Annotated in this window: 15 protein-coding genes, 2 tRNA genes and 1 other RNA gene; 8 read left to right on the forward strand and 10 right to left on the reverse strand. The window is 51.7% G+C overall.

Annotated elements, in window-relative coordinates; all coding sequences use genetic code 11:
• Positions 1-59: 59 nt before the first annotated feature.
• The 5 genes from E3E32_RS09655 to E3E32_RS09675 are packed head-to-tail and all read right to left on the reverse strand — an operon-like array spanning position 60 to position 3,636.
• Positions 60-1,226, reverse strand: coding sequence for an FAD-binding oxidoreductase (locus E3E32_RS09655; RefSeq protein WP_167731505.1), 1,167 nt, complete (start codon positions 1,224-1,226; stop codon positions 60-62).
• The gene (locus tag E3E32_RS09660) at positions 1,219-1,491 is read right to left on the reverse strand and encodes a (2Fe-2S)-binding protein (RefSeq protein WP_167731506.1); all 273 of its coding nucleotides are present in this window, start codon (positions 1,489-1,491) and stop codon (positions 1,219-1,221) included. The genes E3E32_RS09655 and E3E32_RS09660 overlap by 8 nt, the downstream gene beginning before the upstream one ends.
• Positions 1,488-1,700, reverse strand: coding sequence for a hypothetical protein (locus E3E32_RS09665; protein ID WP_167731507.1), 213 nt, complete (start codon positions 1,698-1,700; stop codon positions 1,488-1,490). The genes E3E32_RS09660 and E3E32_RS09665 overlap by 4 nt, the downstream gene beginning before the upstream one ends.
• Positions 1,697-2,203 (reverse strand): 4Fe-4S dicluster domain-containing protein, encoded by a 507-nt coding sequence (locus tag E3E32_RS09670; protein ID WP_167731508.1) that lies wholly within the window; start codon positions 2,201-2,203, stop codon positions 1,697-1,699. Before E3E32_RS09670 ends, E3E32_RS09665 begins: the two co-directional genes overlap by 4 nt.
• A complete protein-coding gene (locus E3E32_RS09675; protein WP_167731509.1) occupies positions 2,200-3,636 on the reverse strand; it encodes an FAD-dependent oxidoreductase in 1,437 nt (478 codons plus the stop codon). The genes E3E32_RS09670 and E3E32_RS09675 overlap by 4 nt, the downstream gene beginning before the upstream one ends.
• Before the next feature lie 124 nt (positions 3,637-3,760).
• Here E3E32_RS09675 and ffs point away from each other — a divergent pair.
• The 6 genes from ffs to E3E32_RS09705 all read left to right on the forward strand — a co-directional run bounded on the left by ffs (position 3,761) and on the right by E3E32_RS09705 (position 7,668).
• Positions 3,761-4,074, forward strand: an RNA gene (gene ffs / locus E3E32_RS09680) — signal recognition particle sRNA.
• 315 nt (positions 4,075-4,389) lie between these two features.
• On the forward strand, positions 4,390-5,586 hold the full coding sequence (locus E3E32_RS09685; protein WP_167731510.1) for a hypothetical protein: 1,197 nt from the start codon (positions 4,390-4,392) through the stop codon (positions 5,584-5,586).
• A 154-nt stretch (positions 5,587-5,740) separates the two neighbouring features.
• A complete protein-coding gene (locus E3E32_RS09690; protein ID WP_370456374.1) occupies positions 5,741-6,643 on the forward strand; it encodes a dihydroorotate dehydrogenase in 903 nt (300 codons plus the stop codon).
• Between the two features lie 45 nt (positions 6,644-6,688).
• Complete coding sequence (gene queC, locus E3E32_RS09695) at positions 6,689-7,408, forward strand: 7-cyano-7-deazaguanine synthase QueC (RefSeq protein ID WP_167731512.1); 720 nt, start codon at positions 6,689-6,691, stop codon at positions 7,406-7,408.
• Between the two features lie 93 nt (positions 7,409-7,501).
• Positions 7,502-7,578 (forward strand) — tRNA-Phe (locus E3E32_RS09700).
• A 12-nt stretch (positions 7,579-7,590) separates the two neighbouring features.
• Positions 7,591-7,668 (forward strand) — tRNA-Gly (locus tag E3E32_RS09705).
• Positions 7,669-8,147: 479 nt separating this feature from the next.
• Here the strand turns inward: E3E32_RS09705 and E3E32_RS09710 are convergent.
• The 5 genes from E3E32_RS09710 to cgi121 form a co-directional block, all read right to left on the reverse strand.
• On the reverse strand, positions 8,148-8,474 hold the full coding sequence (locus tag E3E32_RS09710) for a hypothetical protein (protein WP_167731513.1): 327 nt from the start codon (positions 8,472-8,474) through the stop codon (positions 8,148-8,150).
• Positions 8,464-9,669: an MFS transporter gene (locus E3E32_RS09715; RefSeq protein WP_167731514.1), complete on the reverse strand. Its 1,206-nt coding sequence runs from the start codon at positions 9,667-9,669 to the stop codon at positions 8,464-8,466. The genes E3E32_RS09710 and E3E32_RS09715 overlap by 11 nt, the downstream gene beginning before the upstream one ends.
• A 12-nt stretch (positions 9,670-9,681) precedes the next feature.
• Positions 9,682-9,945 carry a TMEM165/GDT1 family protein gene (locus E3E32_RS09720; RefSeq protein ID WP_012572220.1) on the reverse strand — a complete coding sequence of 88 codons (264 nt, stop codon included), beginning with the start codon at positions 9,943-9,945 and terminating at the stop codon, positions 9,682-9,684.
• 13 nt (positions 9,946-9,958) lie between these two features.
• Positions 9,959-11,137: a pyridoxal phosphate-dependent aminotransferase gene (locus E3E32_RS09725; protein ID WP_167731515.1), complete on the reverse strand. Its 1,179-nt coding sequence runs from the start codon at positions 11,135-11,137 to the stop codon at positions 9,959-9,961.
• An 85-nt stretch (positions 11,138-11,222) separates the two neighbouring features.
• Entirely contained in the window at positions 11,223-11,630 is a 408-nt protein-coding gene (gene cgi121 / locus E3E32_RS09730) for a KEOPS complex subunit Cgi121 (RefSeq protein ID WP_167731516.1), read from the reverse strand.
• Between the two features lie 209 nt (positions 11,631-11,839).
• On the opposite strand from cgi121, the gene E3E32_RS09735 reads away from it, so the two are divergent.
• Both E3E32_RS09735 and ftsZ read left to right on the forward strand, forming a co-directional pair.
• Positions 11,840-12,031: a ribbon-helix-helix domain-containing protein gene (locus E3E32_RS09735; protein WP_167731517.1), complete on the forward strand. Its 192-nt coding sequence runs from the start codon at positions 11,840-11,842 to the stop codon at positions 12,029-12,031.
• 65 nt (positions 12,032-12,096) lie between these two features.
• The gene (ftsZ, locus tag E3E32_RS09740; RefSeq protein ID WP_167711366.1) at positions 12,097-13,347 is read left to right on the forward strand and encodes a cell division protein FtsZ; all 1,251 of its coding nucleotides are present in this window, start codon (positions 12,097-12,099) and stop codon (positions 13,345-13,347) included.
• Positions 13,348-13,351: the final 4 nt, after the last annotated feature.

Below are 13,351 nucleotides of genomic sequence, written 5' to 3' on the forward strand. Positions count from 1 at the left end.
ATAACCTGCGTCACATAGTGTAGAAAACAAAAGAATATTTGGCAGACTTTTGGGATATATTAGCCTATCTGAAAGGCCGAGCTCCTCAGTTCGCCGCGCTCGAATCTGTACGGGTCGTACCACTCCCAGTCGAGGGGCACTTTGCTTCTTCCTTTGGTCATGAACTCCGCCATCGCTTGGGCAACCGCTGGCGCCATCATAAAGCCGTGTCCGGAGAAGCCTGCCGCAATGTAGAAGTTGTCGAGGAGCCTTCCTATGGCAGGGTTCTTGTCAGGAGTTTTAGCGTAGAAGCCGGCCCACTGGCGGACGATATGGGCGTGTCTGATGGCGGGAATTATCTGAACGGCGTATCTCAGCACACCCCTCAGGAAGTCGTAGGTCGGCTCGTAGTCGTCGAGGCTTTTGGCTTTGTGCTCTATTCCCGAGCCACAGATTATTCCACCGTCCTCGCCGTCTTGGATGAGGTAGCTGTCGTTCCAGCTCGGCGGACAGACGAGGGGTTCGACCTGACCTGGCTTGAGGGGCTCCGTCTTCACGAGCTGGTGCTTGTATGCGGTTATTGGAACGAGTTCCCTGCTCAGGCCTGCCATCTCGTTAATCAGCGGTGCCCATGCGTTGGCCGCGTTGAGAAGGGCGTTAACCTTAACGCTCTCCACATTTCCGTTGCTTCTGAACTTCACCGCGATTATCTCGTCTCCCTCGCGCTCCAGAGCCACAACTTCGGTGTGCTCCCTCGCGTCAACGCCCATCTCCTTGGCTTTCGTGAGATATGCAAAGAGCGTCTTGAATGGGTTGGCCTTTCCGTCCATCGGGTTCCAGGCCCCGGCCAAGAACGGTTCTGTGTTGAGTGGCGGGACTATTTCCTTTGCCTCGTCCATATCTATGAGCCTCGTGGGAACGCCAAAGCTGTTCTGGAGCTTTATGTTGTTCTTGAACGCATCAACCTCCTCCTCGCTCGTCGCCAGGAAGAGGTAACCGGAGTGCCGGAAGCCTATCTCGGCCCCGAGCTCCTCTTCAAGTCTCTCCCAGCGCTCGATGGAGTACTTCATGAGCCTGATGTTGGCCTCGTCCGTGAACTGCGCCCGTATTCCCGTTGCACAGCGGAAGGTCGAACCCGAGCCGAAGTAGTTCTTCTCGAAGAGGATTACCTCTTCTCCGAGCTTTGCCAGCTCATAGGCCGTTGCGACGCCTATTATTCCGCCGCCGATGATCGCTATCTTACTCATCGGCACCACCCACCAGAACCTCGACGCGGACGGGCATTATCGGAACCCTCGACTTTGGGAGCGGTATATCCTCCTGCCTCTTTCCCGTCTTCCTCGCGAGGATTGAGATTACAATCGGGATGCACGTCCTTCCCTGGCAGGGCCCCATGCCTATCCTGAGAAGCCGCTTGATTTCCTCGATGTCCGTGATGCCCGAGTCGATGAGCCTCTCGACGTCTTCAACCGTGACGTCGTTGCAGCGGCAGACGATTTTCTTCCCGCTCATTCTCTCACCACCACAGCCCTTTCTGATGAAAGCGCTGGAGGAATGTTTCTGACTCCCGAACTAGCTTCAACGATATTGGGTGCCCGCGCAATTGATGCCATTCTGTTGTTCACCCCTGAAATGCGCCCTTCGGGCGCGAGATAACTGTGAACCTTACAGAGGTGTCCCATCTTTTGGCACCCATCAGATACAATCTCGGCGGCCGTCATTCTCTCACCACCTTAACCGCTCTGATCTCCCAGGCGAGTTCTATTGGAACCTCCACAGTGATTATCGGCGTGTCACCCTTGCTTTTCTCCCTCGGGACTACCGTGAGGACTTTCCCCTTGCCAACAGGCTCCCCGACGCGATTAAGGAGAACGACCTCCTCGTCCCTCTCCGGAACCGGCAGAAGCTCGTGGGGCATCGTTATCCTCGCCTTGTCACCAACGTAGTGCATCATGAAGAACGCTAGGCCAGGGCATATCTGGACACAGAGGGAGCAGCCTATGCACTTGTCATAGTCAACGATGGGCAAATCGTTCGGCGTGGGCATGCTTATGGCTCCAGTAGGGCATATCTCCCTGCAGGGGGCGCAGGGTATCTCCTGCGGACACTCTGGAATTGCCACTGGCCTTTTCCTCAATCTCTCCTTGCTCGGAAGCGGGATGAACTTCTGAAGCTCCTCGGGCGTTATGTAGCCGGTTCTCAGGTACTCAGGAATCTCGCTCATTCTCTCACCACCAGAGCTTTCTTAACACCTTCCATAGCGTGCCTGCCAAAGGGTCCGGAGCGGAACTCGTCCAAGTCTCTCTGTGCCTTCTCTATCTCTTTGACCCAGCTCTCGTCGGCTATGCCGAGCCTCAGGGCAGCGGCTATTCCTGCTATCTTGCCCTCCAGCATCGCAGTGGTAGCCTCCTCTATTCCGGCAGAATCGCCGGCCACGAAGATGCCTCTCACGGTTGTCTCCATCCACTCGTCGCGAACTGCCACATGGCCGCTGAGCTCCCGGATGTACTTTATCTGGCAGCCTACCTGGTGGAGGAGCTCTATGCTCGGCCTCAGGCCAACCGCGAGGGCTATCACATCGACCTCGAAGACCTTCTCCGTTCCGGGAATAACGTTCCAGTTCTCGTCGAGCTGAGCAACAACGGCCCTCTCGACCCTCTCCCTTCCTTCAGCGCGAAGAATAGTGTGCCTGGTCAGTATCGGAACGCCCAAGCGTCTAACCTTGGCCGCGTGAACGAAGTAGCCTCCCACCTTCGGCATCGCCTCGACTATAGCCTTGACTTCAACTCCAGCCTGAATGAGTTGATACGCCAGAATAAGTCCCACGTTGCCCGCACCAACGATTAGAACCTTGTCGCCCGGCTTCACCCCGTAGGTGTTCATGAGGGTCTGAATGGCTCCAGCACCGTAGATTCCGGGCAGATCGTTGTTCTCGAAGGGAATCATCTTCTCCATCGCACCGGTGGCGACGATGACGGCCCTTCCACGGAACTCTATCAGCTCGCGGTTGTTTTTGACGGCCAGAACGAGCTTCTCATCTCCATCTTGGAATATTCCCACCGCTGAAGTTTCGAGGAAGACCTCGACGTTCTCCCTTTTTCTGACTTCATCCTCCAGAATCCTGGCTATCTCGACGCCCCTCACTCCAGCGAACTGCTCGCGTTTGCCAAAGAACTTGTGGGTCTGCTTGACGAGCTGACCGCCGAGCATCGGATTCTCGTCGAGAAGAACGATCTTTGCTCCTGCGTCGGCCGCATGGATTGCCGCCATCAGTCCGGCGGGCCCACCTCCAATGATGACGATATCTGCCTTCACGACCTTGGCATCCTTCCACTCCGGAGGCTTGATGTCCTTCGGGAGCTCGGCCTTCCCTCTCTGGCGCTCTATGGTCATGCCGTCCTCGACGAGGGTTATGCACGTCCTGACGTTGGGGATTCCGTTAACAACCATCAAACAGGAGGAGCACTTTCCAATGGCACAGAAGAGGCCTCTTGGACGCTTTTCGTTGGCCGAGTAGTTCAGGACTCTGATTCCATTAGCGTGAAGTGCAGCGGCGATGGTTTCGTCCTCGTAGGCCTTGATTGGCTGTCCTTCAAAGTATATGATAACTTCTCTTCCGCGTTCAAAACGCAGAACAGGGTGTTCAGTTAGGCGCATGATGTATCACCTGTGCACCCATCCGTGCAGGAACTTATGAAAATTTTTCAATCCAATGGTGGGCAACCTTTGGTTTGCGAACCTACCAAAGCTTTATATATCTAGGAGCGGATAAGTTAGCTGGCGGCGGGCTAGGCCGGGGGGTTCGGCGTCCCCTGTAACCGGAAACCGCCGATATGCCGGGGCCGAAGCCCGGGGGGCGGTTCCCAAAGCCGCCTGCGGAAGCCGGGGCACAACGATGATCCCTCGTCCCACGGGGCCGACGGTGGGCGGGGTCCGGCTGGAGGGCCGGACTAACGCCCTTTGCCCGCCGAACCCCGCCAGGCCCGGAAGGGAGCAGCGGTAGGCGGGACGTTCGGCGCTCGTGGGGTAGCGGGGGTGAGCGAGTCCCGGTGGAAGCGGACGGTGGAGGGTTCCCACCCCCGGGCCCGCCCGCCGCCACTACAAGGCTTTTCTAAAGACACATTCAGCCAATATGATCAGAAACGTTTGCTCTTTTACTCAGCTTTCTTTTGGCCAATAGAGGAATAAAACCATAGTTTGAAAGACTTTTTTAAATATATAATAGTTAAATACTAACTATCTTTAATAAATCAAAAAATTTATATATGACTGATGATTAAATTTACACGCAAAACTGCTGGAGGCGTTGTTAAGTGAAGTGGAAACCACTGCTGGCTCTTGGCATTGCACTTTTAGTTTTTGTTATAGTGCCGGAAAGCCAGGGGGGTTTCTGCCAAGGACTCGCCAGAGTTGTACTCTCTCTACTATGACTGGCTTCAAGGCAAACCTGCAGGATTGGCAACTTTTAATGTGGAGCCTATTCTAAATGGGAAACCTTTCACTGGTGAGCTTATCCTCGCAATCATAGATTACAACACCAACCCTCCAAAAATAGTCAAAGTTGAAAGGATTAGAGGATCAACAAGTGCTTCTTTAAAAATCCAGAGAATTCCAATTGGAACAAAAGAAATGGTAGAACTAATTAATGGGAAACTAACTACTGTTAAGAGGACTACCTTTATGGAAAGAAAATATTTCATTTCTATTGTGGGAATTCAAGGAGACAAGATGTACTCAGGAGGAAAATTCATCGTATTTGAACCTAAAAATCCATTAACTCAGATAAACTTGAGGATAAAGTTGAATACAAAGGTTCTCAGTAATAGAGATATCGAGAAGCTAAAAAACAGTGCTAACAAGGCATTTTCAAAACTCAGCAACGGAAAAATAAAGGAATCTGATGGGATTCTATACAGTATTGAATCTCTTTCGTCAGATACAGACACTGCACTCCTTCCTGCAGGAGTAATTCATGCAGCTCCCGGAACAAAGGTTGAATGGCACATCTCATCTGGAGCGGAACTACCAGGACCCACGGGGTTATGGTATGACAGCTTCTATCAATACGTAATATGGGATGAACCTGATCCAAATGGGTGGGAAAAAGGAGATAAAAGCATAGCAATAGCAAATACAGATGACCATATTACCTTAGACAATACATATTCATCATTTTATAGACAAAGAAAAGTTTTTGCGCATGTCCAGTATAGAATAGATACGTATATGATAGGCTCATCTTGGTGGGTTGTCACCGAATATGTAATTACACCTCAGTATATACTGGACCTGGAAGGGGGTTCCATAACTACTGACTACTCTGTCCCATTAACCCCACCCAGTTATGCTGGAACAATTCATAACTCTCCGCAATGGATAAACTTTGAAACTAATGAAGACGGGCCAGGATGGATGGTTCAATCAGTTACATTTACATTCGGAATTGACTATGAAGCGATTACAGCAGACGTAACGGTAACCCTTTATAGAGCCGCGGGAAGCACAACAGCTAAACCTCCCTATGTGCGGGTGTATAATGCTATCGGAGCTAAATATTGGTACAAGGACAATGACAGAACAACATACGAAGTGTACTTTCACTGGTAGCAAGGACAATGCATGAATAATCTTTATTCTCTTTATTTTTTGTCGTAGACATTGAATTGCTGTAGAATTAACCTTTTTTATATAAGTATCCCCCGCGGACCACTAAATGAAAAGCAAAATCTTAATAACTCTCCACCATTTTTGCCCTTTAGGTGTGAAAATGCTGAGCGTTGAAGTTGCTAAGCTCAAGCTTGGGAATCCCCTCCTCTTAGCTTCTGGAGTAAACGATAAGACCCCTGAACAGTGGATACGCGCTCATGAGGAAGGTGCTGGCGGCGTCGTTACCAAGTCCATCGGAATCGAGCCGAGAAATGGCTACGACAACCCCACTATCGTGGAGCTCCCCTATGGACTGATAAACGCGATGGGACTGCCGAATCCCGGCTGGAAGGGCTTTCTGGAGATGGTCGAAGGCTACACCTTTGACTTTCCACTAATAGTCTCGATATTCGGCGGAACACCGGAGGAGTTCGCCTTTCTCGCTGAAAAGCTGAGCGACGTGGCAGATGCTTTCGAGCTCAACCTTAGCTGCCCCCATGCGAAGGGCTACGGCATGGAGATAGGCCAGAGGCCGGAGATGGTCTACGAGGTCGTCAAAGCCGTTAAGGACGTGACGGACAAGCCCGTTATAGCGAAGCTTACGCCAAACATAGACGACATAACGAAGCTCGGTCTGGCCGCTGAAAAGGCCGGTGCAGATGCGGTCGCAGCCATAAACACGCTGAAGGCGATAGCGATAGACGTCTACGCGAGGAGGCCGATACTGAGCAACAGAGTCGGCGGCTACTCTGGTCCGGGGGTCAAGCCCGTCGCCTTGAGGGCGGTCTACGATTTGGCCAAGGCCCTTGATATCCCGGTCATCGGGATAGGCGGCATAACCACGTGGCAGGATGCTGTGGAGTTTTTCCTCGCTGGAGCAAGAGCGCTCCAGATAGGAACTGCAGTGGCCCTACGCGACTGGAAGGTCTTCAGGGAGATAAACGAGGGAATAGCGAGGTATCTCGAGGAGGAAGGCTTTGAGAGTGTTGAGGAAATAGTTGGGCTGGCGCTGGAGTAGGTTTTTAACCTTCAGTCCTCTTTTTAACCTAAGCGGGGTGATAACATGAAGCGCGCAGTTGTGTTATTTTCCGGGGGGCTCGACTCGACGGCCTGCCTCTACTGGGCGAAGAGGAACTACGACGAGGTGATAATGCTGACAGTAAACTACGGCAGCAACGAGGAGAAGGTCACTAACAAGGTCGCGGAATTCTTCTCGAAGGAGCTGGACGTTCCGCTGAAAATAGTTAGGCTTGACTTTCTCGAGGAGTTCTCGAAGCTGAGGGGGACGACCTTGGTCTGCGGCGAGACTCCGAAGGTGACCGCTGAAGAGCTCGAAGATATGAGCGTTGCACAGGAAACTGCGAAAAGCGTCTGGGTTCCAGCAAGGAATGTCGTTCTCATCAGCGTCGCTGCTTCGCTCCTTGATGCGCTTGGTGGAGGCGATATAATAGTTGGCTTCAACGCTGAAGAGGGAGCAACGTTCCCCGACAACACGCCCGAGTTCGTCGAGAGGATGAACGAGATGCTGAAGTACGGAGCGATGGCGGAAGTTAGGGTCGTTGCCCCGCTCATAGACCTCGACAAGAAGGAAATCGCAAAACTCTTGAAAGAGCTAGATGCAAAGTACGAGTACTCTAACTCTTGCTACATGCCGAAGGGCTTCACGGAGGATGGCAAGCCTATACACTGCGGCGAGTGCGAGAGCTGCGTCAGGAGGCATCGCGGTCTGATGGAAGCCCTTGGGGAGGACAGGACGGTTTACGCGGTTGAGCCGAAGATATGACTGTTTCTTTCCATCTTCTTTAGGTTTTGAAAGACCTCTGGCCACACCACCGCAAGATTTATAAATACGCTCTCTACCCTATCCATTGGGCATGGGGCGGTAGCTCAGCCTGGGAGAGCGCCGGACTGAAGATCCGGGTGTCGGGGGTTCAAATCCCCCTCGCCCCACCACTTTCTCTCAATGCGGTGGTAGTCTAGCCTGGTCTAGGACACCGGCCTTCCAAGCCGGTGACCCGGGTTCAAATCCCGGCCACCGCACCACATTCTAACAAACTTCGCCTGCGCGACGTTGAAGCTCCGCTTCAACGCACGGGACGATAGTCCCGTTGAGTTTGATCAAGGCTCGCATGTCTTCTCAAACTGGTAGTTTTTGAGTGGTTTACTTCGCATTTTGCCAGTTTTATATCGTTTCACTGCAGGAATAACGCCCTTCGGGCGTTAAGAGGAAAGTGAAACATTTCAATTCACAGGTTTTCAAGTTAAACCCCTGGAAATTGCTGTTTTTGAAAAAGACATGCAAACTCATTCCAGCGGATTTAAGGTGAAGTCCGCTTTGCTGGAAGAATTTGATGGGGTTCGTGCATTTTTCTTCACATACTAACTTCGCAGGCTCTTCATTCGCTGGCTTTTGAGTCAAACCATGTTAAACTCGCAAGTTTGAGAAGACGTGCAAGTACCTTCCTTCGGCAGAGCCGGGGGACTGAAACGACAGTCTCAGGATGCACAGGCAGAGGTATTGTTCAGCTCTTCAGCTCCACTCTGACGTCCTCATCCAGCAGTATGAAAAGCGCCAGTGCTGAGAGCAGCGTTAAGCTTACCGCTGGAATTGAGAGGCCGATGAGAACCCACAGCAGGCCGAAGAGAAAGTCAAGGAGTGCTATATGGGGAGCGACATCGACTACGAGATCGCGGCCAGTTTTGATTCCATAGGCGAATATGAGATGGATCGTCGCTATTACGATAAAGCCCCCGAAGGTGTACCTATCTCCAAAGCTTATCGCTGCCATGCCGTAGAAGTAAGCCGCCAAAAGCAGAAAGAAGGAAATGACGATGGGCTTAGACCTCATCGCCGAGTTCCTCCACGGGGAGTTTCATCCTCGAGACAATCACCAGCGTCAGGATTCCGAGGAGGGGCATTATCGCCAGCTCCCCGAGGGCGAGGGCAGTACTCTGCCTTGCCAGCACATCAGTAAGGCCCGGGGCTATGATGTTGGCAGAGTTGGAGATGAGTCCAAGGGCAAAGCTGGCCTTGGGGAAGATGCTCTTCGGGTAGGTGGCTGGAGCGCTGGTCCAGAACGCCGGTCCCGTCCCCTGGAGGGCGCCGATGAGGACAACGGAAGCAAGGGCGAGGGTGTAGTTGCCCGCCAGCATGGCCTTCCCATACACGAGCAGACCGACAAAGGCCACCGCGTAGGAGAATATCATGACCTGAACAATGGCCTTGAAGAGTCCCCTGGCTGTCGGGTTCTTTCTTGAGAGCAGGTAGCCCACGTAGCCCATACCTATGCTCCAGAGGGCCTTTGATATGTTCAGGCTGGTACTTAGAGTTGCCACGTGCTCCTTAGTCCAGCCGATCTCATAGCCGAGCGAAGCTGAGAAGCCGACGATGGTGAAGATTATCCACAGAGCTGGGAAGAAAGTCAGGCCAAGGATCCAGGTGAACGGCATCTTCCAGACGTTGATCTTTGTGCTGGCCTCATTTCTGTGGCTTATCTCAAAGTCCTCGGTGAACAGCCACCATATGGCCAGGACAGTGTACATGATAACGACTGTGCTCCAGAAGCCGCCTTTCCAACCGAAAGCCTCAACAGCGTACTTTGCGCTTATGCTTCCGAACACGCCACCCCAGAAAATGCCAGAGAGGATTATGCCCTTGGCGAAGGGCCTTTCAGCCACGAAGAAGTGGGCTATCTGGGTGCTAAAGAGCGGAACGAGCGTGACGACGAATCCCTGAATGAATCTCAGGAAAACTACAACGTGCCAATTGGGAGCGAGTGGGATGAGCGCCTGGGTTACAGCAGCCCAGCTCAAAGCTATTGCAACGCTCCTCTTAAAGCTGCCTTCGTAGATTTTGGTATGGCCGAGAAGGAAGGCTATGAAGAGACCGAAAACATAGGCGATATGCTGCCACTCGTAGGCGGCACTGTCGATTCCGAAGTGCGCCATGACGTCGGGCTTCGCAACGGCCATCATGGTGAGAGTTCCAAAACCGGCAGTCATAACCAGCGTGTCAAGCAGGACTGACCTCCACCGTTTGTCCATGATATCTCCTCCCTAAAGCTTTCCGAGTATCATTAGCACGCCGAAAATAATGAAAAGTCCTCCAGCAAGCTTGTGAACAACGTCCAGAGGCAGTACGTCGCCAAGCTTGTCCCCCAGAAATGCGCCGATAAGATTGACCGCCGCCAGGCCCAAGATCGCTCCAATGAAGGCTGTCTTCCAGCCGTATTTGGAAGCAAAGGCTATCGTTGCGAGCTGAGTTTTATCCCCCAGCTCGGCAAGAAATATTGCAATGAAGATGGTGAGGATACCATCCATGTCTTGTTCACCGTTAGAGCTTTGATAGTGCTTCATTCATTCTTTCCAGCGCCTCTAGGAGCTGACTCTTCTTAGTGGCGTAGCTTATCCTTATCCATCCCTCTCCGGCCTTGCCGAAGGCGGTTCCTGGAATAACGACAACCCTAGCGTTCTCGAGTAGCCACTCGGCGAAGTCTTCACTGCTCATATCGAGCTCTGGGCCAATTTTGGCCCAGATATAGAAGGCACCCTTTGGTCTGAATGGCGTTATATGGGGCATCTTGTTGAGGTACTTAAGAACGAGCCTTCTCCTTTCGGCGTAGGTCTGGCGCATCCTTTCAACTGCTTCCCAGCTGCGCTTGTCTCTCAGGGCCGTTATTCCTGCTATCTGAACGAAGGAGGTAACGTTGCCAACGACATAGGCGTGGAGCTTTATCATATCCCTGATTACCTGGGTCGGCGCTATGGCAAAGCCCAAACGCCAGCCGGTCATGGCGAAGGTCTTCGAGAAGCTGTTCGCGAGGATTGTGTTGTCAGGGGCGTACTTGATCATGGGGTAGTGTTTGGCCCCCTCATAGAGGAAGTGCTCGTAAGGTTCGTCGCTAAGGATGTAAAGGTTGTAGTCCTCGGCTATATCAGCTATGGCTTTCACGGTTTTCTTCTTGAGGATTGCACCTGTTGGGTTGTTGGGATAGTTGATAACCAACATCCTGGTACGTTTGGTTATAGCCTCGACAAGTTCATCAGGGTCAATCTGGAACTCGTTCTCCTCGCGGAGGGGGATTCTTATTATCCCCGCCTCGGCGATCTTGGCATCTTCAACATAGCAGACAAAAGCAGGATCGGGGATTATAACGTCGTCATCCCCTTCGAGAAGCGTCTGGAAGGCGAGGTAAGTTGCTTCATAAGCGCCAGCGGTAACGATTATATCGTCGGGAGAAACGTCAACCTTGTAGTGGGTCTTGTAGTACTCAGCTATGGCCTCCCTGAACTCTGGAATACCTGCGTTGGGCGTGTAGTGGGTGTAACCCTCGTCAATGGCTCTCTTCGCAGCATCCTTAACGACATCGGGCGTGTCGAAATCGGGCTCCCCTATTCCAAGGGAAATGACATCCTCCATTTTTCTGGCTTTCTCAAAAAGTTCTCTGATTTTTGAGCGCTGGATGAGGTTTATACGCCCTGCAAGGAAGTACTTGCGCTTTTTATATCTCATCGAGCATCACCTCAGGCAGTCCGAAAATGAGGACGGAATTTTATAAACCTATCCTCAATGAAGTACAAAAATGGGCATCTAATGCCTATAAAACTTCAACGAGGGCAGCCTTTTCAAAAAAAGTTTTCACTTTTTCCTTATCACAGTCGTTCATTGGTAACTCCTTGAGACCGAGTTCCTGGAGTATTGATTCTGCCCGCTCACGGCCTCCAAAGACAACCAGGTAGTTCTCTCCATTTCTTATTCCATGTTGGGCTATTGCATCCTTTATCTGAAGTGTTCCAGCAAGACGGAGAAGCAGCTCGCCGCCCACGGTTCTCGCGTGGTTTGTTCCCCTCTCAAATGAACGAAGGGCTAAGAGTGCTGCAAATGCTGCTGCCTCCCAGCATTCAACGTTCACTATCTGAAAGTCCCCACCCAACTTTGGGATGAGCTCTTCAGCATTGTCTACACGGACCTTTGCGATGTGAAGGTTATCTAGTATTTTTCTCATCGAGCCACCCAGAGTTAGCTGAAATTTCTGAAGTTAAAACCCTTTCTCCCCTCCAATCTTCCTTGAGTTGAGGTATTTTTTGCTTTTTTGGGTTTTTTCAAAAATTTTTTGAAAATCATAATATGCTAGTAATATTAAGCAAGCGCAAAGTATTTAACTAATTAAAGCACTACTTATTTCAGCGGCTTGCTGGACTGGGTGGTGCAACAATGAGCAAGATGCGTATCATCAGTGTACAGCTCCCCCAAGGACTGATTAACGCCATGGATCAACTCGTTAGGAAGGGAGTCTATCCTAACAGGAGCGAGATTATCAGAGAAGCCATTCGCGAGCTCCTGAAGAAGGAACTCTATCAGTTTGAGGCTGAGGAACGCTCAACGCCAGATTACATCATGAAATAAGCCGCTAAAATCAACGTTAAAATCACTATCCTCTAATGGCTGATGGACTGAGGGGGTTGGGGCCAATGGTATTTAAGCTCTTGGAACAGGCCGGAATTAAACTCGATTTGGACGACGAGCCGAAGACGGCAAAGCTAGATGGGTTTTCAGAGGATAATTTAGACGACCTGATAAGGATTGTAATAGTCGGCGTTGGCGGTTCTGGAAACAACACCATAACTAGACTCTACGAACTTGGTGTCCAGGGTGCTGAGCTGATAGCCATGAACACCGATGCTCAGCACCTTGCTAGGACGAAGGCTCATAAGAAGCTTCTCCTTGGTAGAGAGATAACTCACGGCAAGGGTTCCGGCGGGAACCCTGAGATAGGCTACCGGGCAGCCGAGGCGAGCGCTCACGAGATTGCCGAGACCATAGGTGACGCTGATTTGGTTTTCATAACAGCAGGTATGGGCAACGGCACAGGTACGGGTGCCGCTCCAGTCGTCGCTAAGGTTATCAAGGAGCGCGCTAGACACAACGGTCGCTTTAGGGAGCCGCTCGTTGTTAGCGTTGTCACGTTTCCGTTTAGGAACGAGGGTAAGATAAGGATAGAGAAAGCCAGGGCGGGTATAAAAGCCCTCATGTACTACTCGGACACCGTCATAATTATCGAGAACGACAAGCTCCTCAAGCTCGTTCCGAAGCTGCCCATCAATGCCGCCTTCCGCTTTGCGGATGAGATAATAGCAAGGATGGTCAAAGGCATCACCGAGACCATAAAGCTGCCCTCTATGGTTAACATTGACTTCGCCGACGTTTACAGCGTCATGCACAACGGTGGAGCTGCCCTCATCGGGATAGGCGAGAGTGACTCCAGCAACAGGGCAGTGGATGCCGTCAAGAACGCCCTCGAGAACAAGATGCTTGAAGTTGAGTTTGGCAGCGGTGATAAGGCTCTGGTTCACTTCACCGTTGGTCCGGACGTAAGCCTGGGCGAGATAAACGCCGCTATGGATATTGTCTATGAGAAGCTCGGTGAAAAGTCGGAGATAAAGTGGGGCGCTAGGATAGACGAGGACATGGGTAAAGTCGTTCGTGCGATGGTAATCATGACCGGAGTTAAATCACCGCACATACTTGGCGGGGAGCACGCCCTCCAGATGGGCTCATCATTCAAGGAGAACCTGATAGCCCCAGAGCCGATAAAGCCCTTCAAGTCGGATGGTGATGGAGCGGACAAAATCTGGAGGGTTATCTCAGGGAACAAGAAGAACAAAAAGGAGCTTCCCCCCTACGCGAAGAGGGTTCTCGACGACTTTATCGACTTTACCTGACTTC

The organism is Thermococcus sp. GR6, assembly GCF_012027415.1.
GTDB lineage: Archaea > Methanobacteriota_B > Thermococci > Thermococcales > Thermococcaceae > Thermococcus > Thermococcus onnurineus.

Excerpts from the sequence above, each read along its gene's own strand:
- E3E32_RS09665 (WP_167731507.1), bottom strand. The coding sequence starts at position 1,700 with ATGACGGCCGCCGAGATTGTATCTGATGGGTGCCAAAAGATGGGACAC.
- E3E32_RS09655 (WP_167731505.1), bottom strand. The coding sequence starts at position 1,226 with ATGAGTAAGATAGCGATCATCGGCGGCGGAATAATAGGCGTCGCAACG.
- cgi121 (WP_167731516.1), bottom strand. The coding sequence starts at position 11,630 with ATGAGAAAAATACTAGATAACCTTCACATCGCAAAGGTCCGTGTAGAC.
- E3E32_RS09670 (WP_167731508.1), bottom strand. The coding sequence starts at position 2,203 with ATGAGCGAGATTCCTGAGTACCTGAGAACCGGCTACATAACGCCCGAG.
- E3E32_RS09720 (WP_012572220.1), bottom strand. The coding sequence starts at position 9,945 with ATGGATGGTATCCTCACCATCTTCATTGCAATATTTCTTGCCGAGCTG.
- E3E32_RS09735 (WP_167731517.1), top strand. The coding sequence starts at position 11,840 with ATGAGCAAGATGCGTATCATCAGTGTACAGCTCCCCCAAGGACTGATT.
- E3E32_RS09715 (WP_167731514.1), bottom strand. The coding sequence starts at position 9,669 with ATGGACAAACGGTGGAGGTCAGTCCTGCTTGACACGCTGGTTATGACT.
- E3E32_RS09710 (WP_167731513.1), bottom strand. The coding sequence starts at position 8,474 with ATGAGGTCTAAGCCCATCGTCATTTCCTTCTTTCTGCTTTTGGCGGCT.
- E3E32_RS09660 (WP_167731506.1), bottom strand. The coding sequence starts at position 1,491 with ATGAGCGGGAAGAAAATCGTCTGCCGCTGCAACGACGTCACGGTTGAA.
- E3E32_RS09725 (WP_167731515.1), bottom strand. The coding sequence starts at position 11,137 with ATGAGATATAAAAAGCGCAAGTACTTCCTTGCAGGGCGTATAAACCTC.
- ftsZ (WP_167711366.1), top strand. The coding sequence starts at position 12,097 with ATGGTATTTAAGCTCTTGGAACAGGCCGGAATTAAACTCGATTTGGAC.
- E3E32_RS09675 (WP_167731509.1), bottom strand. The coding sequence starts at position 3,636 with ATGCGCCTAACTGAACACCCTGTTCTGCGTTTTGAACGCGGAAGAGAA.
- queC (WP_167731512.1), top strand. The coding sequence starts at position 6,689 with ATGAAGCGCGCAGTTGTGTTATTTTCCGGGGGGCTCGACTCGACGGCC.